The organism is Micrococcus sp. KRD128, from assembly GCF_017168395.1.
Taxonomy (GTDB): domain Bacteria; phylum Actinomycetota; class Actinomycetes; order Actinomycetales; family Micrococcaceae; genus Micrococcus; species Micrococcus luteus.
Genome location: NZ_JABFAX010000001.1, coordinates 164,781 through 185,290, shown reverse-complemented (window position 1 = coordinate 185,290; position 20,510 = coordinate 164,781). Strand labels below are relative to the sequence as shown.

Below are 20,510 nucleotides of genomic sequence, written 5' to 3'. Positions count from 1 at the left end.
TCCCCACCATGAAGATCGGTTTCCGCACACCCTCCCTCACGAAGTCCCTCAGGGCCCGCACCACGGGCCGCGCCACGCGCGCGATCAAGCGCCAGGTCATCCCCGGCTACGGCCGCAAGGGGATGGGCTGGCTGCGCAATTCGAAGCGCGCCGCCCGCAACGCGGTCTACAAGCGCACCACGTTCGGCCTCGGCGACGTCCTGCGGATGTTCCGATGAGCGCGCCCGGCAGCATCACCGCCGACGGCGCTCGCGGCCTCGCCACACACCGCGCCCCCGGCGCCGTCGAGCTCGTCGAGCCGCCCCGCGAAGCTGTGGAGTGGATGGCTTCACCCGCCCCCGCGACCGACCTCTGGTGGACCGCCACCGTCTGTGGCGAGGAGGACCCGGGCTGGCACCGGCTGGAGAGCGCCGCCCAGATCGCGGACCTGGTTAACGCCCTCACCGACCCGCGGGACAAGCTGATCCTCGAGGACGAGCCGCCCACCCGGTACGCGCAGATCATGCTGCTGGGCGACGGGCTCTTCATGGTGGAGATCGCCAAGCGGTTCGAGGGGCTCGGGGCCTACAACTGGCGGATCGGCCGGGGCCGGGCTGCGGACGAGGTCGCCAACGACCCCCAGGACCTCGTCCAGCCCCTGCAGGAGCTCACCTCCGCCGAGACCATCGAGGTCCTCGTCAGCTGGGCACAGGGCCACGGCCTCCCGCTGCCCTACGGGGCGGCCCTGCGAACCTACGGCACCCCGCCGGACCCGGGGCTCGGGTTCGACTCGTGACGCTCTAGGGGCGCGAATGTTCCCGGGCGCGGTGCAGTGCCGACCGTATGGTGTGATAAGCGTCATGCAATTCCGATGATGAAGGAGCACAGTGGAGTTCGAGGTCCCTTCCGTGTCACCCGGCTCGGAGTCTCCTAACGCCCCGTTCACCTCGAAGCGACGCCGTGAGCTCGATGCGCTGGCCAGCATGACCATCCTGCCGTCGACCCCGCGCGCTGTGAGGATGGCCCGGGAGTACTTCGAGGGCAGCACACTGGCCGAGATCGGGGAGCGGTTCGGCCGCACCCGGGAACGGGTCCGGCAGCTCATCCGTGATGAAGCGGGGTACTCGACCAAGGAATTGAAGGCGTACCGCGAACTCCTCGCTGACGAGGAGTTCCGCATGAAGCGGGCGGCCGCCGTGTCCTGGTCGGAGCGACACGTGGGCGTGCCGATCTCCGTGGCATCGCAGGATCTGAGTCTGTCCCAGCAGGAGCTGCGGCGGTTGCTGGGCAAGCGCGTCAAGTTCCATCTGGGAGAAGCCAAGCCGCGCAAGACGTCCTCGGCTACCCCGGACGAGGTTCTGCTCTCTGCTCTCCGCGAGTTCTACGAGGAGACGGGAGAGACGGCGGCGCAGTCGTTCACCCAGTGGTCCCGGAGCCACGGAGTGCCCACTCACCAGACAGTGGCCAACCGGTTTGGTGGATGGAACGCCGCTCTCGAACGCGCGGGCATCGCGGTCACGGACCGGCGTCCGAGTCGATCCAAGTACTCCGACGCAGAATTGGTCGAAGCACTGGTGGACGCGTGGTCCTCAGCGACGCCGCCCCGCACCTACCTCGAACTCTCGGACTGGCTCTCCGCGCGCCCGGGCATGCCGTCGGCGGCCCTGATCCGCAATCGTCTCGGCGTGGGGTTCGAAGAGATGCGAGCGCGCGCCCTGCGCGTCGTGGCCGGTCAGTCGATGGGCTTCCCGGGGCGGAAGCGGACCCGGGTCGACTGGAAGGGCAAGCTCGATCCGGGGGACGACCCGCTGACCCTGGTGCGCCGGGCGATCGAGGACCGAGGGCCGCGCCTGACCGTCGCCGCCTACAACAGCTGGGCGGCGGAACACGGAGTCCCCGCCACGCCGACGGTCCTGCGCCGCGCTGGCACCAATTGGGTCCAGCTCGTGGAGGCGGCCGGCGGTACCCCCAACCCGCCGAAGCCCGCCAACCCCTTCACTACCGAGGAACTCCGGGTGTGGATGGAGCGGTTCATGACAGAGTCGGCCACCCACAGCCAGTCCGCTCACGAGGAGTGGCGCCAGGCCCACGGTGGCCCTTCGGCTCAGACGATCACCACCCGTCTTGGCCCATGGCGAGAGGTCCTCGAAAATCTCGGCGGGGGCCAACGAGAGGGCTGAACCGGCGGTGAGCGCCCCGTGAAGTTTGTCCCCCGGGCATCATGGCCCCATGACGTCCGCTCTCAACCGCCTCGAGCATCTCGCCGCCCTCCCACCTCACACCGCGATCGACCCAGCCGAGCTTGCTGTGGCCCTCACGGGGGTGCCAGAGCTCGGGGGTTGGCGCGTCACGCCGTCGTCGACACCCGCCGACACCACCCCACCCGAGCTCACCATCACCTACGCCACCGACGACTTCGCCTCGGCCCTGGCCCTGGCGAACCGGATCGGGGAGGCAGCCGAGGCCGCCGACCACCACCCGGACCTGACCGTCTCCTACGGCCGGCTCACCGTGGGCATGCACAGCCACGACGTCCGCGCCCTCACCTCCCGCGACGTCCGCCTGGCCCGCACCGTCGCCCGCCTCGCGAGTGAGGTCCTCGCCCCCCACGCCCTCGCCGCGTACGGCACCCTGGCGCCCGGCCGCTCGAACGCGCACGTCATGGACGGTGTGCGCGGCACCTGGATCCCCGGCACCCTCCGCGGCACGCTCCACGCCAGCGGCACCGATGCGGCCACCGGCTACCCGGGGATCGTCCTCGCGGGCACCGCGCCCGCGCACGCGACCACCGACGTCCCCGCCCAGGTGCTCGTCTCCGCCGACCTCCCGGACCACTGGGACCGCCTCGACGCCTTCGAGGGCGCCGGCTACCGGCGGGTGCCCGCCGTCGTCGCCCTGGAGGACGACGACGCCGTCCGCCCCGCCTTCGTCTACGAGCTGGTGCCCGATGCCGTCCCCCCGTCCGCCTGAGCCCCCCGCCATGACACCGCACCTCGACACCCACCCACGGGGCGGCGAGCAGCAGGGCCGCGTACATCACATGCCGTCCGGCGCTCGCCCCTGATCCTCGCGGCCGTCGTCCTCCTGGCCGGAGCCGCCGTCCTCGCCGCCCAGGGACACCGCGAGGCGGCCGGCCTCAGCCTGCAGATCGTCACGGTGGTCCCCGTGCCGATCGCCCTCGAACGCGCCCACCGGGTCCGCCTGCCCACCGCGCTGCATGTGATGTACGCGGCCCTGCTGCTCGCCGCCCCGTGGGTGGGTGCCGCGCTCGGCGGCTACGACGCCTGGCCGTGGTGGGATGCCCTCGTGCACTTCTACTCCGGCGTGCCGATCGCGCTCGGGTGCGTCTTCCTGCTGGGCGTCGCGGCCGCGCGCCGTGGGCTGGTCCTGCCGCCCGGGCTCGAGGCGCTCCTCGTGATGGCCCTGCACTCGCTCGTGGCCCTGGCGTGGGAGATCGCCGAGTTCACCGCCGACCAGGCGCTCGACGCGCAGACGCAGAAGGGCAACACGGACACCATGACGGACATGATCGTCGGCACGCTCGGGGCCCTGATCGTGGCGTTCGCCCTGTACGCGCACCGCACCCGGGGATGGTTCCCCTGGATGGCCCGCTTCGCCGGGGCTCGGACGGACCTCGCCGGGGGGCCGGCGCAGCCGCCGCCGGCCTGAGCCCGCGGCGGCGTCGCCTCAGTGGGCGACGCCGCCGGCCCGGGCCGCGGCCCGGCCCTCACCGGCCCGCGAACGCCTCCACCCGCCGCACGGCCTCCAGGTGCTCGGACGCCGCCGCGATCGACGCCGCCTCCTGCCGCACGTGTGCACGCAGCGCCTCGACGTCGGCCCCGCGCGCCAGCGCCTTCGTCGGCCCGTAGGTGTGCGCCGGACCGGCCACCAGCTCGTCCTCGAGCTCCGCCAGACGTGCCGCGAACGCGTCGCCGGCCACCGCCTCGGTCGCCAGGCCCCACTCCACGGCCTCGGTCCCGGTCAGGCGCCGCCCGCCGAGCAGCAGCTGCGTCGCGCGCACCGGCCCGAGCACCCGCGGCAGCCAGTAGGACACGCCCGTGTCCGGCGTCATCCCGAGCGCGGAGAACGCCGTCACCAGCTGCGCGTCCTCGCGCACCAGCACGACGTCGCCGCCCAGCAGGAGCCCGAGCCCCGCCCCGGCGGCCGTCCCATTGACGCCGGCCAGCACCAGCAGGCGAGAGCCTGTGAGCGCCACCGCGACCTCGCCCGCCGCCTCGCCGAGCTCCTGGATCATCGCGCGCCGCTCCGGCCCGGCAGGCGCGGCAGCCATGGCCTGGACGTCCCCGCCGCCGCAGAAGATCCGCCCGGCGCCGGTCAGCGTGAGCACGTGCACGGACTCGTCCGCCTCGGCCGCGGCGATCGCCGCGAGCACCTCGCGCGCCATCGTCAGTCCGAGCGCGTTGCCCTTCGCGGGCCGGTTCAGCGTCAGCCGCACGACGCCGGGCCGCGTCTCGACGAGGACGGCGGGGGCGTCGTCGGAGGAAGAAGGGGTGGGTGCGGTGCTCATGTCAGCTCCTGGGGTTGGCGGGTGCGGTGCACGGGTGCCGGCCGCGAGGACGGCCGGCCGGGCATGGGGTGGGTGCGCGATCCGAAGCGCGCCGCCTACAACGCGGTCTACAAGCGCACCACGTTCAGCGTCTGGGACCTGTTCCGCTGAGTCTGTTCCTCACGCGGGCTGGTCCGCCTCGTCCTCGTCATGCTCCTCCACGCTGCGGATCAGGGCCCGCAGGAACGCGGCCGCGCCGGCGAGCTCGGCCGGGGTGAGGCCCTCCACCGCGGCGAGCATACTGCGGTGCATGGCGCCCAGGGTGGCGCGGACCTCGTGGTCCGTCTTGGCCGTCGGTTCCACCACCACGGATCGGCGGTCCTGTGGGTGGGGCGCCCGTCGGGCGTAGCCGTCTCGGACCAGTCGGTCCACCAGGGCGCTGGCGGAGGCCGGGGTGATCTCCAGGGCGCTGGCCAGATCCCGCTGACGGACCTTGTGGCCGCGTCGGTCGGCCCGCAGCAGGTAACGCAGGGCTGACAGGTGGGTCTCTCCCATCCCCATGCTGTCCCGGGTGCGGGCGCGCATGCGCCGTTCGGCCTCCCGGTAGCGTCGCAGCAGGTTGAGCACGTCCACGGGTTCGATCTCGCGGGCGCCGCGGGTGTACCAGTAGCCCGACGTCGGTTCGCCATCCGTGCTGGTCAGCGTGGTGTGCTCCTCACCCATGCGCTCTTGAACCTCCCTGTTCACGTCACCCCGAAAATTTGGTTAGTCTTCCTAACGCATAGTTAGACTAACATTTTCCAGGTCACGGCGATCTCTGTGAGGGGGCGCCCGGGCCGCGGCGAGAGGAATGTCATGACAGCAACGCTGGAGGCCCCCCAGGCCATGGGGCGGACCCTGTCCGCCGTCCCGCCCGTCCTCGAGTCCCCGGCGCCGCAGCCCGCCGCCTTCCGTCAGCGCTGCGCCCTCCTGGCCATGAGTGCCGCGCGGGCCGTCACCGTGTTCCCCGAGGTCGCTGAGGCCAGGTTCGCCATCACCGGCACCCCCTCCGCCCCCGCGCTGGAGGTGGACTGCATCCTGCGGGACGGAGAGGACACCGCGGCGGTCATCGAGACCATCACGGTGCACCTCGTCGAGGACCTCGAGGAGCTGCTCGGCGCACGGTTCCACGAACGTCGGCTGGAGCTGGTCGTGGACCGCAGCCTGCCCCGGGTGGGCGTGGGAGTCGTCTCCGCGCCCTGAGGGAGGCGCTCACGCGAACGCGCTCATCCCGGTCAGGTCCCGGCCGAGGATCAACGCCTGCACGGACTCGGTGCCCTCGTAGGTGTGCAGCGCCTCGACGTCGGCGAAGTGCCGCATCACCCGGTGCTCGAGGAGGATGCCGTTGCCGCCGAGCATGTCCCGGGCGATCTGCGCCACCCGCCGCGCACCCCGGGTGCAGGCGTACTTCAGCAGGGAGGCCTGCTCGTCACGCAGCCGCCCGGCCGCCTGCAGGCGGGCCACGGCCACGCAGCGGGTCTGCATGGCGGTCACCTCGTCCAGCATCTGCGCGAGCCGTTCCTGCACCATCTGGTGCGCCCCCAGCGGCTTGCCGAACTGCTCCCGCTGCCGGGCGTACGCCAGCGCGGCCTCGAACATGGCGGTCGCGTGGCCCAGCGCGGACCACCCCACGTTCACGCGGGTGGCCACCAGCACGCGCGCGGCGTCCTTGAACGTCGACACGCCCGGCAGCCGCGCGTCGTCGCCCACCCGCACGTCGGTCAGCGTGATCTCGGCCTGGTGGATCGCCCGCAGCGCGCCCTTGCCCGTGATCACCTCGGCCTCGTAGCCGGGTGTGGACTGCTCCACCACGAAGCCCTTGACCTGGCCGTCCTCGGTATCGCGCGCCCACACGATCGTGATGCCCCCGGCGGCGCCGTTGCCGATCCACTTCTTGGCGCCGTTCAGCACCCAGCCGCCGGCGCCGTCGGGCCGCGCGGACGTCTCGAGGGACACCGAGTCCGAGCCGTGCAGCGGCTCCGTGAGTGCGAACCCGCCCGGCAGCGTGCCGCGCGCCACCGGTTCGAGGTACCGCTCCTTCTGCTCCGGGCTCGCGCAGTGCACCAGGGCGCGCAGCACGAGCCCGCCCTGCACGGCCGCAGCCGCTGCCATCGATCCGTCCGCCCGGGAGATCTCCATCGCCACCAGGCCCGCCGCCAACGGCGACATCACCGCGTGCCCCGGCACCTCCAGCCCATCGGTGAGCAGGTCCAGCTCACCCGCCCGCGCCACCAGGTCCAACGGGTACTCCGCCCGGTCCCAGTGCCCGTCGATCCGTTCGAGCACCTCCCGGCCGTAGGCGCGGGCGCGGTCCCAGTGCGCGCGGTCCTCCTCCGTCGCCTCCCCGAACGCGTCCAGGTAGTCCACGTCCAGGGGCGTGACGACGTCGTAGGTCGGCTTCTGCCTGCGCATCACCGGGCCTCCTGCGTCCGCTCGGCGCGCAGCGCGCGCTTGAGCAGCTTGCCCGACTGGTTCCGCGGCAGCTCCGCCACGAAGTCCACGCGCTTGGGCACCTTGAAGCCCGCCAGCCGCTCCTTCACGTGGGCGCGCACGGTCTCCGCGGTCAGCTCGGCGCCCTCCTTGAGCACGACGACGGCGGTCACCGCCTCGATCCAGCGCTCGTCCGGCAGGCCGATGACGGCGACCTCGGCCACCTCGTCGAGCTCGTAGATCGCGTCCTCGACCTCGCGCGGCGCGACCAGCACGCCGCCCGTGTTGATGACGTCCTTGATGCGGTCCACCACCTGGATGTAGCCGGCGGCGTCCTGGGTGACCTGGTCGCCGGAGCGGAACCAGCCGTCGTCGGTGAAGGCGTCCGCGGTGGCGTCCGGGCGGTTCCAGTAGCCGGAGAGCAGCTGCGGCGAGCGGTACTGGATCTCGCCGGGCTCGCCGGGCGCGGCGGGGGCGCCGTCGGCCGTCATCACCCGCGCCTCCACGTGGAACACGGGGCGGCCGCATGAGGCCGGCCGCGCGTCGTGCTCCTCGGGGCGCAGCACGGTGCACAGCGGGCCCAGCTCGGACTGGCCGAAGCAGTTGTAGAAGCCGATGCCCGGCTGACTCTGACGGAGGCGCTGCAGCACGGTCACCGGCATGATCGAGGCGCCGTACTGGGCCTTGCGCAGCGAGGAGAGGTCGCGTGTGGCGAGGTCCGGGTGGTTCGCCAGCGGCACCCAGACGGTGGGCGCCAGGAACAGGGAGCCGATGTGCTCGGTCTCCACCAGCTCGAGCATCCGGGGGATGTCCGGGGCGGCCAGCAGGCGCACCGTGGCGCCGAGGCTCAGGTAGGGGAGCAGGAACACGTGCATCGCGGCCGAGTGGTACAGCGGCATGGCCACGAGGGGGCGGTCCTCGGCCGTGAAGTCCAGCGCGATGATCGAGGAGAGGTACTCCGCCACGAGCGCCCGGTGGGACATCATGGCGCCCTTGGGAGTGGAGGTGGTGCCGGAGGTGTAGAGCAGCTGGGCCAGGTCGGTGGCCGACACCTCCGCCTCCGGGGCGGCGGCGTCCAACGTCTCGTCCCGGGCGGTCTGAAGCACGGAGGGCTCGGCGTGGCCGGCGGGGAGCATGGTCCACACGTGCCGCAGAGCCGACGCGCGGCCCTCGGCCCGGACCTGGTCGACCCGCTCGAGCATGCCGGCGTCGGCCACGAGCAGCTCCGCGCCGGAGTCCTCGAGGGCGTGCGCGAGCTCGCCGCCCTTGAGCGCGAAGTTCACGGGCACGTGCACGTAGCCGGCCGTGACGCAGGCAAGGAAGAGCAGCGCGTAGGCGTCCGAGTTGGTGGCGTAGGCGGCCACCCGGGTGCCGGCCGGCAGGCCGGTGTCCTGGAGGCGGCGGGCCACGCGGTGCGCTCCGTCCCGGAGCTGGGCGTAGGTCCAGTCGCGGTCCTCGAAGCGCAGGGCGACGGCTTGCGGGGAGCGGGCGACCGCGCGTGCGAACACGCGGCCGATCGTGTCCTCCGGGGCGGGGGAGGGGGTGTCGGTGGGGTGGGTGATCTGGCCTCGCATGGGAACCTCCGGGGGACGGGTCAGAGACGTTCGATCACGGTGACGTTGGCCTGGCCGCCGCCCTCGCACATGGTCTGCAGGCCGTAGCGGCCGCCGCTGCGCTCGAGCTCGTGCAGCAGCGAGGTCATCAGGCGGGCGCCGGTGGCGCCGATGGGGTGGCCCAGGGCGATCGCCCCGCCGTTGACGTTGACCTTCGCCGGGTCCGCGCCGGTCTCGGTCAGCCAGGCCAGCACGACGGCGGCGAACGCCTCGTTGATCTCCACGAGGTCCATGTCGTCGATGGTCAGGCCCATGCGGTCGAGCGCGTACGCCGTCGCCGGGATCGGGGCGGAGAGCATCATGACGGGGTCGGCGCCGCGGGCGGAGAGGTGGTGGATGCGGGCTCGCGGGGTGAGGCCGTGGCGGCGCACGGCCTCCTCGGAGGCGAGCAGGAGGGCGGCCGCGCCGTCGGACATCTGGGACGCGGTGGCCGCGGTGTGCAGCCCGCCGGGGACGATCGGGTCGAGCGAGGCGATCTTCGCGGCGTCCGGGGTGCGGGGGCCCTCGTCCGCGGTGAGGCCGGCGAGGGGCAGGATCTCGCGGTCGAAGCGACCGTCGGCCTGGGCGGCGAGCGCGCGCTCGTGGGAGCGCACCGCGAATTCCTCCAGGGTGTCCCGGTCCAGGTTCCAGTGCCGGGCCATCATCTCGGCCCCGCGGAATTGGGAGATCTCCTCGTCCCCGTAGCGGGCGGCCCAGGACTCGGAGCCGGTGAACGGGTCGGGGAAGCCGAGCTCGCGGGCGGCCGTGTTGGACCGGGAGAGCGGGATCGCGGACATGGACTGGACGCCACCGGCGACGACGAGGTCCGCCGTCCCGCTCATGACGGCCTGCGCGGCGTAGTGGACCGCCTGCTGGCCGGAGCCGCACTGGCGTTCGACCGTGGTGCCGGGGACGTCCTCGGAGAGCCCGGCCGCGAGCCAGGCGTTGCGCGCCACGTCCATGGCCTGGGGGCCGAGCTGGTCGATGCAGCCGAGGATGACCTCGTCGTATTCGGCCGAGTCGATGTCCTGGCGGGCGACGATCTCGCGCAGCGGCGCGGCCGCCAGATCGAGGGGATGCACGTCGGCGAGCCCCTTCCCTCGGCGACCCACGGGGGTGCGGACGGCGTCGATGATGTAGGCCTCGGGCATGGGGGCTCCTCCGGACGGTGGGGACGTGACGCCGATCACGCTATTGCTTGGACGTCCAACGATCAAGAGTGTGACGGGATCCGTCGGGCGGCGTGGAGGAGCGCCGTTTCGTCAACGAAAGCGGCTCGGGGCGCGCCGTTTCGGCCACGAAAGCGCTGGGGCGGGCGTCGCCATACCCTGGTCAGGACCCCCTGCCCCGGGCCTACCATGAGGGCCAGCGGCGCGCACCCGTGCCGCCGAGACGAGAGGAGCCGGCCATGGCCACCCCGCACACCCCCGACCCCCAGGACGCCCGGCGCGCACGCGAGGCGACGGACGAGACCTCCGGCGTCGCGTTCGACGGCGACACGCCCCCAGCCGAGGGCGCGGGCGTCGGCCCGGACAACCCGGGCATGGACGTGGAGCAGACCGGCGAGCGCTCGGCGGGCAAGATCGTGCTCGGGCTGATCATCGCCCTCGTGGTCATCGGCGTCCTGGTGTTCATCCTGGGCCGCGTCGCCGGCCTCGGCTGAGCCGGGACGCAGACGCCTGGGGCACGCCACCGGCCCGACACGACCACGGGGCGGGCACCGATCCGTCGGTGCCCGCCCCGTGGTCGTGTCCGCTCCGCGGTGATGCTGTTCAGCGGCGACTCCGCACCGCCGCAGCGGTCAGAAGCCGCCGCCCACGGTCCGGCGGCCACCCGCCGTGCGTCGGCCGACGGCACCGGGCCGGCCGCGGGAGGCGAGGGCCCCGCCGAGCAGCCCGCCCAGCAGGCCGGTGCCGAGGCCGCCCGTGGACCGGGCGGAGGGCCCGAAGCCGCCGCGGTACGCACCGGAGCTGCGCCCGCGCGTCGTGCCCCCGGCGCCGCGGCGCGAGAGCTCACGCAGCGCCAGACCGCCGAGCGTGCCCAGGAGGGCACCGCCCAGGCCGCTGGACCGGCGTCGCTGAGCGCGGGCCTGCCGGCCGAAGCCGGGGGACCGGCCGATGTGCGCACCGATGGTGGGTCGGCTGGAGCGGCGGCCACCGCCGCCGAGAGTGCGGGTGAGGCTGGAGAGGATGCCCATGGTGTCCTCCTCGGACGTCGTGCCGGCCGCTCGTGCGTGGCCGGTCGGGTGCGCCTCAACCTAGGCGCCGACCCCCGCACGGTGTCCAGACCGGGCCTCCTCATGCATCGAGGCGGGATATCCACCCCACGGCCGCCCGCGGCAGCCGGATGGGGTCGATATCCCGCCTCGAAACGCGCGGGAGGGCGGGGGCGTCAGTCCTGGAGCGGGGAGGTCTTCGGCTCGTCCCGCCAGAGGGCCACGTTCCGCGCCTCGGGCAGGTCGGAGAGGTGGAAGCCCGGATCCACGCCCGCCTTGAGCTTGCGCTCGTAGTCCCGGAGCAGCTTCACGGCCAGCCCGCCCAGCGGGATGATCGCCACGAGGTTGATGGTCGCCATGAGGGCCGCGAACGTGTCCGCGAGGTTCCACACCAGCGCCACGGAGCCGAGCGCGCCGCCGACCACGCACACCAGCACGAGCACGCGGAACACGGTGATGGCCGGGCCCGCGTGGCGGCCGGCCAGGTACCGGATGTTGGCCTCGCCGTAGTAGGTGTTGCCCAGCACGGAGGACCAGGCCAGGAAGAAGATGATGACGGTCAGCGCCGGGCCGGCCCACGCGCCCACGGCCTGCTGGAGCGCACCCTGGGTCACCTGCATGCCGAGCGCCTCCCCGCGTCCGTAGGCCGGGTTGGAGAGCAGGATGACGAACGCGGTGGCCGAGCACACGATCAGGGTGTCGAAGTAGACGCCCAGGGACTGCACGAAGCCCTGCTTGGCCGGGTGGGAGACGGCCGCGGTGGCGGCGGCGTTCGGGGCGGAGCCCATGCCGGCCTCGTTGGAGAACATGCCGCGGCGCACGCCCTGCATCACCATCGTCATGCCGACGGCGGCGCCCGCGACCTCGCGCAGGCCGAAGGCGTGGCCCACGATCAGCGCGATCATGCCCGGGACCTCGGTGATGTTGACGACCATCACGATCAGGGCCAGGAAGATGTAGAACGTGGCCATCGCGGGGACCAGCACGTTGGTCACGGCGGAGAGCCGGCGCACGCCGCCGAAGATCACGAGGCCGGTGAGGGCGGCCAGGCCCAGGCCCACGATCCACGCGGTGGTGGAGGACGCGCCCCAGTTGGCCTGCACGGACTCGGAGATCGAGTTGGACTGCACGGCGTTGAACACGAAGCCGTAGGTCACGGTGATGGCGACGGCGAACACGGCCGCCAGCCACTTCGCGCCCAGACCGTCGCGGATGTAGTACGCGGGCCCGCCGAAGTAGCCGTCCGCGCCCTTCTGCTTGTACAGCTGGGCCAGCGTGGACTCGACGAACGCGGTGGCGCCGCCGATGATCGCCAGCAGCCACATCCAGAACACGGCGCCCGGGCCGCCGATCACGATCGCGATCGCCACGCCGGCCACGTTGCCGGTGCCCACGCGCGAGGCCGCCGAGATGGTGAAAGCGCGGAACGGGCTCACGCCGTCGTTCTCGAACCCGGTCTGGGACTTGGCCGTCACCGACCGGAGCATCTCCGGGAGCATGCGCACCTGCACGCCCACGGTCCGGATGGTGAACCACACCCCCGCCACGAAGAGCAGCGCCATCACGACGTACCAGTACTTGTCGTTGAAGGCGGTGACGGCCGCTGTGATCTGTTCCACTGTCGCTTCCACAGCCCCACCCTAGAGGCTGGGGCGGAGGACGGGGAATCGGGGGCCGGGGTCAGCCGGCGGCGTCGTCCTCGACGCGGAGCTGGATCAGCTGCCCCATCCGCTCGGGCAGGTCCCCCTCGGGGGTGCCGACGCTGGCGTGGCGGGCGGCGGCCCGGGCGAGGTCGTCGGCCAGTTCGTTGCCGTGCACGCCCACGTGGCCCTTGACCCACGTGGTGTCCACCTGGACGTCCGCGGCCTGCGCCAGGTCGACGGCGGCCAGCAGGCGCCGCAGGGTGCGGCGGATGCGCTCGCCCCGGGCGCCGCCGAGGGTGAGCCGCTCGCGGCGGGCGGCGTTGAGCATGGCCAGCGCGGCGCGCGAGTCCGAGTGGATGGTGACCCGGCCGCCGGGGGTGCCCGCCCACGCGCAGATCACGTGCCCCAGCACGAGGGCCTCGAGTTCCACCTCGAGCGGCATCGTGGCCCCGGCCACGGCCTGCACGGCCCACATGCTCGGTCCGGCGACGGCGGCCGCCCCGCCGATGCGGGAGCCGCGCAGCACGGAGCCGTCCACGTACACGTCCGTCACGTCCGCCTCGTCCGCGAACGTGAGGCTGTGGGTCACCCCGGGCAGGTTGCGGCGCAGGAAGCGGTCCGTGCGGCGGCGGGAGAGGAAGACGCCGGAGGAGCGGCGCAGCGCGTCCTCCTCCTCCTGGGCGGCCTCGACGGCCTCGAGCGGGATCCGGGCCGCGCCTGTCTGGGCGACCGTCTCCGGGTCGACGTCCGGCAGCAGGTAGCTGGAGCGCTGTGTGCCCACGGGGGACTCGTCGAGCCGGTAGGAGACCACGCGCGTGTCCACGGGGGCGAGGACCTCGAGCAGGGCGAGCAGCTCGGCGTCCCGGTCCGAGCGCAGTCGCACGATCACCGGGCGCTCCGGCGGCAGCTCGACCGTGACGGTGGACCAGAAGGCGCTCAGGTGCGCCGTGCCGATCATGCCGGTGTAGACGTGGCCGCGGACGTCGTCGCCGAGCTCGCGCAGCTCGAGCTCGCGGGCCACGTAGACGATGCCCCCCGTCGTCGGGTGCAGGTCCAGGCGGAGGGCGGGGCCGTGGTCCACGCCGGGCAGCATGGCCAGCGGGCTGGCCACCACGCGGACGCCGTCCCGGCGGATCCGGGTGCGCGGCGGGGCGGGGCGGGGGACGACGGGGCCGGTGCGCGTGAGGTCGACGTCGTTGCGGTCCCGCGGGGTGCCCCGAGGCCGGCGGGCACGGACCACGCGCAGGGGACGGTGCTGCTCCTCCGCCTTGGCGCCCGGACCACGGAAGTCCCAGCCCACGTCGACGAGCGCCGCGGGGTGTGCGGCCTCGACGTCGTGATGCAGCGTCCGGTCCACGACCGTCCGCGGGTGGTTGATCCGTGCTCCCATGGCTTCGCCGGCTGGGTCGAAGGGGACCGCGCCGGAACTGTGAGCCGGGTCCGGCGGGCCATGCTGGTCCTGCGGCGGTCGGGCGGGATCGCCGTGGACGAAGGGGACGACCCGTCCCGACCTGTTCTGCTCTGGGCGACCTTACCGAGCGCACCTGTGAGGAGGCAGGTCTCCTCTCCTCGGCCTCCCGCGCGGCGGCGTCGGACGAGGGGTCAGAGCGGGTCCGTGCGGTGCCGCTGCACGTCCGGGCCGGTCGGCACGCCGAGCGCCTGCGCCTGCGCGCGCTGCTGTCGCAGGGACACGGTGCCCAGCAGCAGCGCCAGGGCCCGCTCCCCGTCCTCCGGGGTGTCCGCCGCCTCGGTGAGCAGACGGTGCAGGCCGAGACCGCCCAGCCCGAGCGCGAGGGCGGAGAGCACCACGTCCGCCCCGTCCCGGTGCCGCAGCAGGGCGGCCTCCGCGGCCTCGGCGCGGCCCGCCAGGTCCGTGACGCGGCGGGCGCGCACGGTCTCCTCCGCCTCGGCGACGATCCGGTCCGCCACCCGCGCCAGCAGCGACTGCTTGTCCGGCACGTGCCAGTACAGCGCGGAGGCCTGCACGCCCAGCACCGCGGCCACGCGCCGCATGGACAGGTCGCCCATGCCGAAGTCCTGCAGGATCCCGACGGCGGCGTCCACCACGTCCTGGGCGGTCAGCCGGGGGCGGGGTGCGGGCGGGGTCATGCCTGAGAGGCTACCGCCGGGCCGTCCTCCTCCGCCGCGATGCGTCCCCCCGCACCGAGGCGCACGGTGCGGTCGGCCATCACGGCGGCCTCCGCGAGATCGTGGGTGACGACGACGCCGGTCGTCCCCGCCGCCCGCAGCACCGCCCGGATGTCCTCGGCCAGGCGCCGGCGCAGGTCCGCGTCGAGCGCGGACAGCGGCTCGTCCAGCAGGAGCACCCGCGGGGCCGGGGCCAGCGACCGGGCGAGCGCCACGCGCTGGGCCTGCCCGCCGGAAAGCCGCTGCACGGGCCGGTCCGTGAGCTCGGTCAGGCCCACCAGGTCCAGCAGCTCGGCCACGCGTGCCCGCCGCCGGGCCCGGTCCCAGCCGGCGGACTCGAGGCCGTACGCCACGTTCCGGCCCACGGTCCGGTGCGGGAACAGCTGCCCGTCCTGGAACACCATCCCCACGCCCCGGCGGTGCGTCGGCACCGCCGCCACGTCCCGCCCGTCGAGCTCCACCGTGCCCGCCACGACGTCCTCGAGCCCGGCGATCCCGCGCAGGATGGTGGACTTGCCCGAGCCGGAGGCGCCCACGAGCGCCACGATCTCCCCGGCGGCCACGTCCAGGTCCGTCCCCCGCACGGGGGTGGAGCCGTCCGGGTAGCGGATCGCCACGTCCCGGAGCCGGAGGGAGGCCCCCGTCGTCGTCGGCGTCATCACAGACCTCCCGCCCCGGCCGGGCCCCGGGGGCGCAGCCGCTCGCACACCAGCATGATCCCGGCGCTCAGCACGGCCAGCACCGTGGCCGCCGCGAGCGCCATCCCGTAGTTGTCCGCGCCCGGCCGGCCCAGCAGCCGGGCGATCAGCACCGGAAGGGTGGGCGCGGACGGGCTCGCCAGGAAGCTCGTGGCCCCGAACTCGCCCAGGGACACCGCGAACGCGAAGCCCGCCGCCACGCCCACGCCGCGGGCGAGGAACGGGCCGTCCACCGTGGCCAGCACCCGCCACGGGCCCGCCCCGAGGGTGCGCGCGGCCTCCCGCAGCCGCGGGTCCACCGCCGCGAGCACGGGCACGAGCGCCCGCACCGCGAGCGGCAGCGCCACCACCGCCTGGGCCAGCGGCACGAGCACGCCCGAGGCCGCCAGCTCCGGGAACGCGGCCCGCAGGGACACGACGAAGCCGAAGCCCACGGTCACCGCGGACACCCCGAGCGGCAGGAGCAGGGCGCCGTCGAGGGCCCGCTGGGCCGCCAGCGCCGCGCGTGAACGGAAGGGCCGGGTCAGCAGCAGGGCCAGCGGCACGGCCACCACGAGCGTCACGAGCGTGGCGTCCACGGCCACCCGCAGGGACTGTTCGAGCGCCTGGGCCGGCGTCGACCCGCCCACGAACCCGCTGCCCGCGCTCGTGGACAGCAGCCGATAGTTGCCCAACCCCCAGCCATGGCGGGTGTGGAAGGAGCGCACCACGAGCGTCAGGATCGGGGCCACCACAAGCGCCACCACCGCGAGCATCACGGCCACCGGGACCGCGTCCGCGCGCGTGAGCCGGGCCGGCGGCGTCTCCCGCAGGCGCAGCGCCCGCTGGGTGCGCGCCGCCGTCACGCCGGAGACCACGACGGCGGCCAGCACCACCGCGAACTGCAGCACGGAGAACACCGCCGCGGTCCGCAGGTCCAGGTAGACGGAGGTCTGCACCCAGATCTCCGACTCGAGCGTGCCGTAGCCGGGCCGGCCGAGCGTCTGGACGATGCCGAACGCGGACGCGCAGAACAGGAACACCAGGGCCGCGCTCGCGGCGATCGCCGGGGCGAGCTGGGGCAGCGTCACGGTGCGGAACGCCCGCCACGGCGAGGCGCCCAGGGTGCGGGCGGCCTCGGTCTGGCGGGGGTCCAGCGCGTTCCACAGCGCGCCCACCTGGCGCACCACCACGGACACGTTGAAGAAGACCATGGCCAGCACGACGGCGGTGGTCGTCTGGTCCAGCCCGGTGAAGCCCAGCGGCCCGCCGGGGGCGAGCAGGGCGCGGAACGCGACGCCGACCACCACCGTGGGCAGCACGAACGGCACGAGCACGAGGGCGCGGAGCACGGCCCGCCCCGGGACGCGACGCCGGTGCAGCACGAACGCGGTCGGCAGGCCGAGCGCCACCGAGACCACCGTGCCGGCGGCGGCCATCCCGAGCGTCTGGCCGAGGATGCGCCACGTGCGCTCGCGGGCGAGGGTCTCCCTGAAGGCGGTGAGGTCCACGGCGCCGGTGAACGCGTCGGCGTCGCCGCCGATCCCGCGCCAGAGCATGGCCGCCACGGGCCACGCGAAGAAGACGAGCAGGAAGGCGACTGGCAGGACGGCGGCCACCAGCCACCACGGGCCGAGCCCGTCCCCCCGGCCGCGGGCCCGCCGGCGCGGCAGGTCCGTGCCGGGGGCCGCGACCTCGGTGAGCGCGGACATCAGCGCCGGGAGGCCTCGGCCAGGGCGGTCCACTCCTTCAGCAGGTCCTCGCGGCGCTCGTCGATGCGGGCGGGGTCCGGGGTGATGGCGTCCTCGACGAGCGGCGCGTTCTGCGCCCACTCCTCGGGCAGCTGCACCGACTCGTCGATCGGGTACATGTACATCGACTCGGGCAGGGCGGACTGGACCTCCTCGGTGAGCATGAAGTCCACGAACGCCTGCGCGCCCTCGGGGTTCTTCGCGCCCTCGAGCACGCCGGCGTACTCGACCTGCGGGGTGCAGGAGTCCTCGATCACCTCGGTCTCGGGAGCGAACGCGGGGGAGGAGGAGTAGGAGAGCACCACCGGGAACTGACCCTTGCCCTCGCCGCCGGAGAAGTCCGAGTTGTAGGCGTCGGACCAGCTGTCGGCGACCTTGCCGCCGTTCTCCATCAGGCCCCGCCACCAGTCCTGCCAGCCGTCGTCGCCGTACTTCTCCGTGGTGGCCGCGAGCAGCGCCAGGCCGGGGGAGGAGGCCACGGGGGAGGTGGCGACCGTCAGCTTCGCGTACTCGGGGTCGTCGAGCTGGTCGATCGAGGTGGGGGCCTCGACGTCGTGGGCGGTGAACCACGCCGGATCCGTGTTGAAGCACACCTGGCCCTGGTCCACCGGGGTCATGCGGTCCTCCACCATCCGGTCCTGCGCGGAGGCGGGCAGGTCCTTCGGGGTGTAGGCGGCGACGACGCCCTCGCGGACGAGGCGGTGCGCCGAGTGGTCCTCCACGCCGTAGACGCCGTCCACGGTGGGCTCGTCCTTGGCCAGCAGGAGCTGGTTCACCACGCTGCCGGCGTCGCCGGGGGCCGTGGTCTTCAGGGTGTAGCCGGACTCCTGCTCGAACTTCTGGACGAGCTCCTGGGGCAGGTTGAACGAGTCGTGCGTCATGATCGTCACGGTCGTCGACTCGCCGCCGCCGGCCCCGGCGGCGGACGACGACGCCCCGTCGCCGGACGAGCCGGACACCGAACAGCCGGTGAGGGCGAGGGCGGCCACCGAGAGGGCGGCGAGGGCGCGGTGCGGGGTGCGGGACATGGCGGTTCTCCTCTGTCTGGGACGGCAGAGGGGCCGGGACGAGGCCGCCACCGGAATCCCGGGACGACGTCGACCGGGAGACTCGACTTCCTTCGCCGGTGCGGACCGGAGCAGGTTCGAGGGTCTGCGGCGGACCGCACTCTCAGCGCCGCGCGGGCGCTCCCCTGTCGATGTGGACTGGTCCCGACCCTACCCCGTCCGGCCCGCGCATAGACTGCCCGCGTGAGCGCCGCACAGCCCGCGGGGGTGACCCCGCCCTCCGCCTCGTCCAGTCCCGCCTCCGACTGGGACATCCGCCGCCCCCACCGCATGTGGCCGCGCATGCTGGTGATCGTCCTGACGCTCGCGGGTCTGGTGCTGGTGGTGCAGTTCTTCCAGGGGATCGCCTCCATCGCGGCCCCCGTCTTCCTGGGGCTGAACCTCGTGATCGTGGCCTACCCGCTGCAGGCCTGGCTCATCCGCCGGGGCCTGCACCCCGTGCTCGGGGCCACCACCACCGTCCTGCTGGTCGTCGCGGTGATGGCCGTGTTCGGCGGCATGATGGTGTGGTCCGGCCTCGAGCTGGTGGCGGAGCTGCCGAAGTACACGGACCGCTTCCAGCAGATCGTCCTGGACGTCTCGCACTGGCTCAACGAGCGCGGCGTGACCCCGGACATGGTGTCCCAGCAGCTGGCCTCGATCGACATGAGCGCCGTGACCGGGACGGCCGTCAGCGCCGTCACGAAGATCGCCACGAACGTCTACGCGGTCTTCGGCCTGCTCGTCACCGTGATCATGGGCATGTTCTTCCTGGCGATGGACTCGATGGACGTCGAACGCCGCGTCCGCCTGCTCAGCACCGCCCGCCACGAGTTCGGCCACGCCCTGGTCGAGTTCGCCCAGGGCGTGCGCCGCTACTGGGTGGTCACCACGGTGTTCGGCCTGATCGTGGCGGTGCTGGACGTGATCGCCCTCATGCTGATCGGCGTCCCGCTCGCGCTCGTGTGGGGCGTGCTCAGCTTCCTCACCAACTACGTCCCGAACGTCGGCTTCATCATCGGCCTGCTGCCGCCGGCCGTCCTGGGCCTGGCGGCGGGCGGCTGGTCCGACTTCCTGTGGGTGGTGGTCAGCTACTCGGTGCTGAACTTCGTGCTGCAGTCCGTGATCCAGCCCAAGGTGGCCGGCGATGCGATCGGCGTGATCCCCACCGTCAGCTTCCTCTCCCTGCTCTTCTGGGCCTGGGTCCTCGGCCCGCTCGGCGCCATCCTCGCGCTGCCCTGCACACTGCTGGCCAAGGCCGTGCTGATCGACGCCGACCCGAACGCCCGCTGGATCAACGCGCTCATCGCCTCGGACCTGAAGGGCATGGAGCGCCGTCAGTCCTCGCTCCTGGAACGACTGCGCCCGGCGGCCTGGCGGTCCGACGCGCACGGGAAGGACGAGGACCGCGCCCCGGCGGACGGCGGGGACGACGACGGCCCCGCGGCGGACGAGGTCACGGGCGAGGCTGGAGCAGCACCAGGTCGTTGAGCGCGCCGGCCAGCCGCAGCAGCGGCGGGGCGGGGAACGACAGCTGGGGCAGCCCCGGGTGCAGTGCCGCGCACGCGGCGGCCGCGGCCTCCTCGCCCGCGGCGTCCTCGAACGCCGGCCGCAGCACCGCCGCGCCCAGCGGCAGCGTGTCCAGGAGGGAGCGGGGGCCCCGCTCGGCCGGGTCGTACTCGGCGGGCTGCGCCGCCCCGGTCACCGTGCGCACGCGCAGGGGCCGGCCGGCGGCGTCGTCGGCGCCCTGCAGGAAGCGCAGCGCCGCCGCGGCGTAGGGGTGCTCGGGGTGGAACCGGTCGCCGCGCCAGTGCACGGCGGCCTCGCCGTCGCCCCGCAGCCGCACCCACGAGGCCAGGTGGCCGGGCCCGCCCCACGGCCCGGTGTCCGGCCGCGGTGCCGGCGGCAGCCACAGCACCCGGGTGATCCCCAGCAGGGCGGCGAACTCGGCGGCCACCTGGCCGGGGGTCCACGCGCCGTTGATCCGCCCGTCCAGCACGGGGTCCGCGGCCACCGCGGCCGTCCCCTCGCCGTCGGTCACCCAGGCCCCGCGCGGGGCGCACAGCAGGGGGGTGAGCAGCGGCAGTCCCGCCGCCTCCGCCACGGCCGTCGCGGCCGCGCCGTCGAGCGGCCCGGTCCCGGTCAGGCCCGCGGCGCTGCGCCAGGCGACGGCGGCCAGGCCCTCGGGGCGGCGGATGAAGCTCGGCCCGGTGCGGCCCAGCAGCGGTGAGCCCACGGGCGCGCGCAGCAGGTCCACCTCCGGGGGCACCAGCCGCGCCGCCCCGGCGTCGCGCGGGTGGGCGAGCACGGTGACCGGCAGGACGGCAGCGAGCGTCTCGGCCAGGCCCACGACGGCGTCCCGCGTCTCGTCCAACAGCGTCGGCACCGGGTGGCGGTGGGGCAGGACGAGCCAGGCCCGCTCGGGCGGGTCCTCGGGCCCGGGCACGACGACGTCCCGGCGCTCCCGCGCGTGGGTGGGGGCG

Annotated in this window: 23 protein-coding genes and 1 riboswitch; of the genes, 9 read left to right on the top strand and 14 right to left on the bottom strand. The window is 73.9% G+C overall.

All coding sequences use genetic code 11. The annotated features are described in order from the left end of the window. Nucleotides 1–8: 8 nt before the first annotated feature. The 4 genes from J1M44_RS00860 (at nucleotide 9) to J1M44_RS00845 (ending at nucleotide 2,949) form a co-directional block, all read left to right on the top strand. A complete protein-coding gene (locus J1M44_RS00860) occupies nucleotides 9–218 on the top strand; it encodes a hypothetical protein (protein ID WP_206480366.1) in 210 nt (69 codons plus the stop codon). Then, nucleotides 215–775, top strand: a complete 561-nt coding sequence (locus J1M44_RS00855; protein WP_206480365.1) for a hypothetical protein — start codon at nucleotides 215–217, stop codon at nucleotides 773–775. The genes J1M44_RS00860 and J1M44_RS00855 overlap by 4 nt, the downstream gene beginning before the upstream one ends. A 187-nt stretch (nucleotides 776–962) precedes the next feature. Beyond that, nucleotides 963–2,159 carry a homing endonuclease associated repeat-containing protein gene (locus J1M44_RS00850; protein ID WP_206480364.1) on the top strand — a complete coding sequence of 399 codons (1,197 nt, stop codon included), beginning with the start codon at nucleotides 963–965 and terminating at the stop codon, nucleotides 2,157–2,159. Nucleotides 2,160–2,208: 49 nt separating this feature from the next. Beyond that, nucleotides 2,209–2,949 carry a 4a-hydroxytetrahydrobiopterin dehydratase gene (locus tag J1M44_RS00845; protein ID WP_206480363.1) on the top strand — a complete coding sequence of 247 codons (741 nt, stop codon included), beginning with the start codon at nucleotides 2,209–2,211 and terminating at the stop codon, nucleotides 2,947–2,949. Between the two features lie 66 nt (nucleotides 2,950–3,015). Here J1M44_RS00845 and J1M44_RS00840 read toward each other — a convergent pair whose 3' ends face one another. After that, on the bottom strand, nucleotides 3,016–3,171 hold the full coding sequence (locus tag J1M44_RS00840) for a hypothetical protein (RefSeq protein WP_206480362.1): 156 nt from the start codon (nucleotides 3,169–3,171) through the stop codon (nucleotides 3,016–3,018). Between J1M44_RS00840 and J1M44_RS00835 the strand changes: the two genes are divergently transcribed. Continuing rightward, nucleotides 3,145–3,648, top strand: a complete 504-nt coding sequence (locus J1M44_RS00835) for a hypothetical protein (protein ID WP_206480361.1) — start codon at nucleotides 3,145–3,147, stop codon at nucleotides 3,646–3,648. The genes J1M44_RS00840 and J1M44_RS00835 overlap by 27 nt on opposite strands. Nucleotides 3,649–3,706: 58 nt before the next feature. Here J1M44_RS00835 and J1M44_RS00830 read toward each other — a convergent pair whose 3' ends face one another. Then, nucleotides 3,707–4,507, bottom strand: coding sequence for an enoyl-CoA hydratase/isomerase family protein (locus tag J1M44_RS00830; protein WP_101962196.1), 801 nt, complete (start codon nucleotides 4,505–4,507; stop codon nucleotides 3,707–3,709). Between the two features lie 21 nt (nucleotides 4,508–4,528). On the opposite strand from J1M44_RS00830, the gene J1M44_RS11820 reads away from it, so the two are divergent. Beyond that, nucleotides 4,529–4,657: a hypothetical protein gene (locus J1M44_RS11820; RefSeq protein WP_255351296.1), complete on the top strand. Its 129-nt coding sequence runs from the start codon at nucleotides 4,529–4,531 to the stop codon at nucleotides 4,655–4,657. Between the two features lie 9 nt (nucleotides 4,658–4,666). On the opposite strand, the gene J1M44_RS00825 is transcribed toward J1M44_RS11820, so the two are convergent. Continuing rightward, nucleotides 4,667–5,209 (bottom strand): MarR family winged helix-turn-helix transcriptional regulator, encoded by a 543-nt coding sequence (locus J1M44_RS00825; protein ID WP_002857975.1) that lies wholly within the window; start codon nucleotides 5,207–5,209, stop codon nucleotides 4,667–4,669. Nucleotides 5,210–5,341: 132 nt separating this feature from the next. On the opposite strand from J1M44_RS00825, the gene J1M44_RS00820 reads away from it, so the two are divergent. Continuing rightward, nucleotides 5,342–5,728, top strand: coding sequence for a hypothetical protein (locus tag J1M44_RS00820; RefSeq protein WP_044658809.1), 387 nt, complete (start codon nucleotides 5,342–5,344; stop codon nucleotides 5,726–5,728). A gap of 9 nt (nucleotides 5,729–5,737) precedes the next feature. Here J1M44_RS00820 and J1M44_RS00815 read toward each other — a convergent pair whose 3' ends face one another. The 3 genes from J1M44_RS00815 to J1M44_RS00805 are packed head-to-tail and all read right to left on the bottom strand — an operon-like array spanning nucleotide 5,738 to nucleotide 9,698. Next, nucleotides 5,738–6,937, bottom strand: a complete 1,200-nt coding sequence (locus tag J1M44_RS00815; RefSeq protein ID WP_060775109.1) for an acyl-CoA dehydrogenase family protein — start codon at nucleotides 6,935–6,937, stop codon at nucleotides 5,738–5,740. Beyond that, on the bottom strand, nucleotides 6,937–8,529 hold the full coding sequence (locus tag J1M44_RS00810) for a fatty acyl-CoA synthetase (protein ID WP_206480360.1): 1,593 nt from the start codon (nucleotides 8,527–8,529) through the stop codon (nucleotides 6,937–6,939). The genes J1M44_RS00815 and J1M44_RS00810 overlap by 1 nt, the downstream gene beginning before the upstream one ends. A gap of 20 nt (nucleotides 8,530–8,549) precedes the next feature. After that, entirely contained in the window at nucleotides 8,550–9,698 is a 1,149-nt protein-coding gene (locus J1M44_RS00805) for an acetyl-CoA C-acetyltransferase (RefSeq protein WP_060775107.1), read from the bottom strand. 257 nt (nucleotides 9,699–9,955) lie between these two features. Here J1M44_RS00805 and J1M44_RS00800 point away from each other — a divergent pair, with 257 nt between their 5' ends. Further along, nucleotides 9,956–10,210 (top strand): DUF6480 family protein, encoded by a 255-nt coding sequence (locus J1M44_RS00800; RefSeq protein ID WP_060775106.1) that lies wholly within the window; start codon nucleotides 9,956–9,958, stop codon nucleotides 10,208–10,210. Between the two features lie 138 nt (nucleotides 10,211–10,348). On the opposite strand, the gene J1M44_RS00795 is transcribed toward J1M44_RS00800, so the two are convergent. The 7 genes from J1M44_RS00795 to J1M44_RS00765 form a co-directional block, all read right to left on the bottom strand. Further along, entirely contained in the window at nucleotides 10,349–10,744 is a 396-nt protein-coding gene (locus J1M44_RS00795; protein WP_060775105.1) for a hypothetical protein, read from the bottom strand. 194 nt (nucleotides 10,745–10,938) lie between these two features. Further along, on the bottom strand, nucleotides 10,939–12,381 hold the full coding sequence (locus J1M44_RS00790; protein ID WP_060775104.1) for an alanine/glycine:cation symporter family protein: 1,443 nt from the start codon (nucleotides 12,379–12,381) through the stop codon (nucleotides 10,939–10,941). A gap of 61 nt (nucleotides 12,382–12,442) precedes the next feature. Further along, complete coding sequence (locus J1M44_RS00785) at nucleotides 12,443–13,795, bottom strand: RNase H family protein (protein WP_060775103.1); 1,353 nt, start codon at nucleotides 13,793–13,795, stop codon at nucleotides 12,443–12,445. A gap of 212 nt (nucleotides 13,796–14,007) precedes the next feature. Beyond that, nucleotides 14,008–14,514: a TetR family transcriptional regulator gene (locus J1M44_RS00780; RefSeq protein ID WP_010080165.1), complete on the bottom strand. Its 507-nt coding sequence runs from the start codon at nucleotides 14,512–14,514 to the stop codon at nucleotides 14,008–14,010. After that, on the bottom strand, nucleotides 14,511–15,212 hold the full coding sequence (locus tag J1M44_RS00775) for an ABC transporter ATP-binding protein (RefSeq protein WP_036316162.1): 702 nt from the start codon (nucleotides 15,210–15,212) through the stop codon (nucleotides 14,511–14,513). Before J1M44_RS00775 ends, J1M44_RS00780 begins: the two co-directional genes overlap by 4 nt. Then, nucleotides 15,212–16,942: an ABC transporter permease gene (locus J1M44_RS00770; protein ID WP_049147483.1), complete on the bottom strand. Its 1,731-nt coding sequence runs from the start codon at nucleotides 16,940–16,942 to the stop codon at nucleotides 15,212–15,214. The genes J1M44_RS00775 and J1M44_RS00770 overlap by 1 nt, the downstream gene beginning before the upstream one ends. Then, nucleotides 16,942–18,009, bottom strand: coding sequence for a thiamine ABC transporter substrate-binding protein (locus J1M44_RS00765; protein WP_060775101.1), 1,068 nt, complete (start codon nucleotides 18,007–18,009; stop codon nucleotides 16,942–16,944). The genes J1M44_RS00770 and J1M44_RS00765 overlap by 1 nt, the downstream gene beginning before the upstream one ends. 70 nt (nucleotides 18,010–18,079) lie before the next feature. After that, a riboswitch (TPP riboswitch) is annotated at nucleotides 18,080–18,185 on the bottom strand. Nucleotides 18,186–18,231: 46 nt separating this feature from the next. Here J1M44_RS00765 and J1M44_RS00760 point away from each other — a divergent pair. Next, a complete protein-coding gene (locus J1M44_RS00760; RefSeq protein ID WP_060775100.1) occupies nucleotides 18,232–19,518 on the top strand; it encodes an AI-2E family transporter in 1,287 nt (428 codons plus the stop codon). Here J1M44_RS00760 and J1M44_RS00755 read toward each other — a convergent pair. Continuing rightward, nucleotides 19,484–20,510 (bottom strand): agmatine deiminase family protein (locus J1M44_RS00755; protein WP_206480359.1); only part of this gene is annotated, 1,027 nt, incomplete at its 5' end. The genes J1M44_RS00760 and J1M44_RS00755 overlap by 35 nt on opposite strands.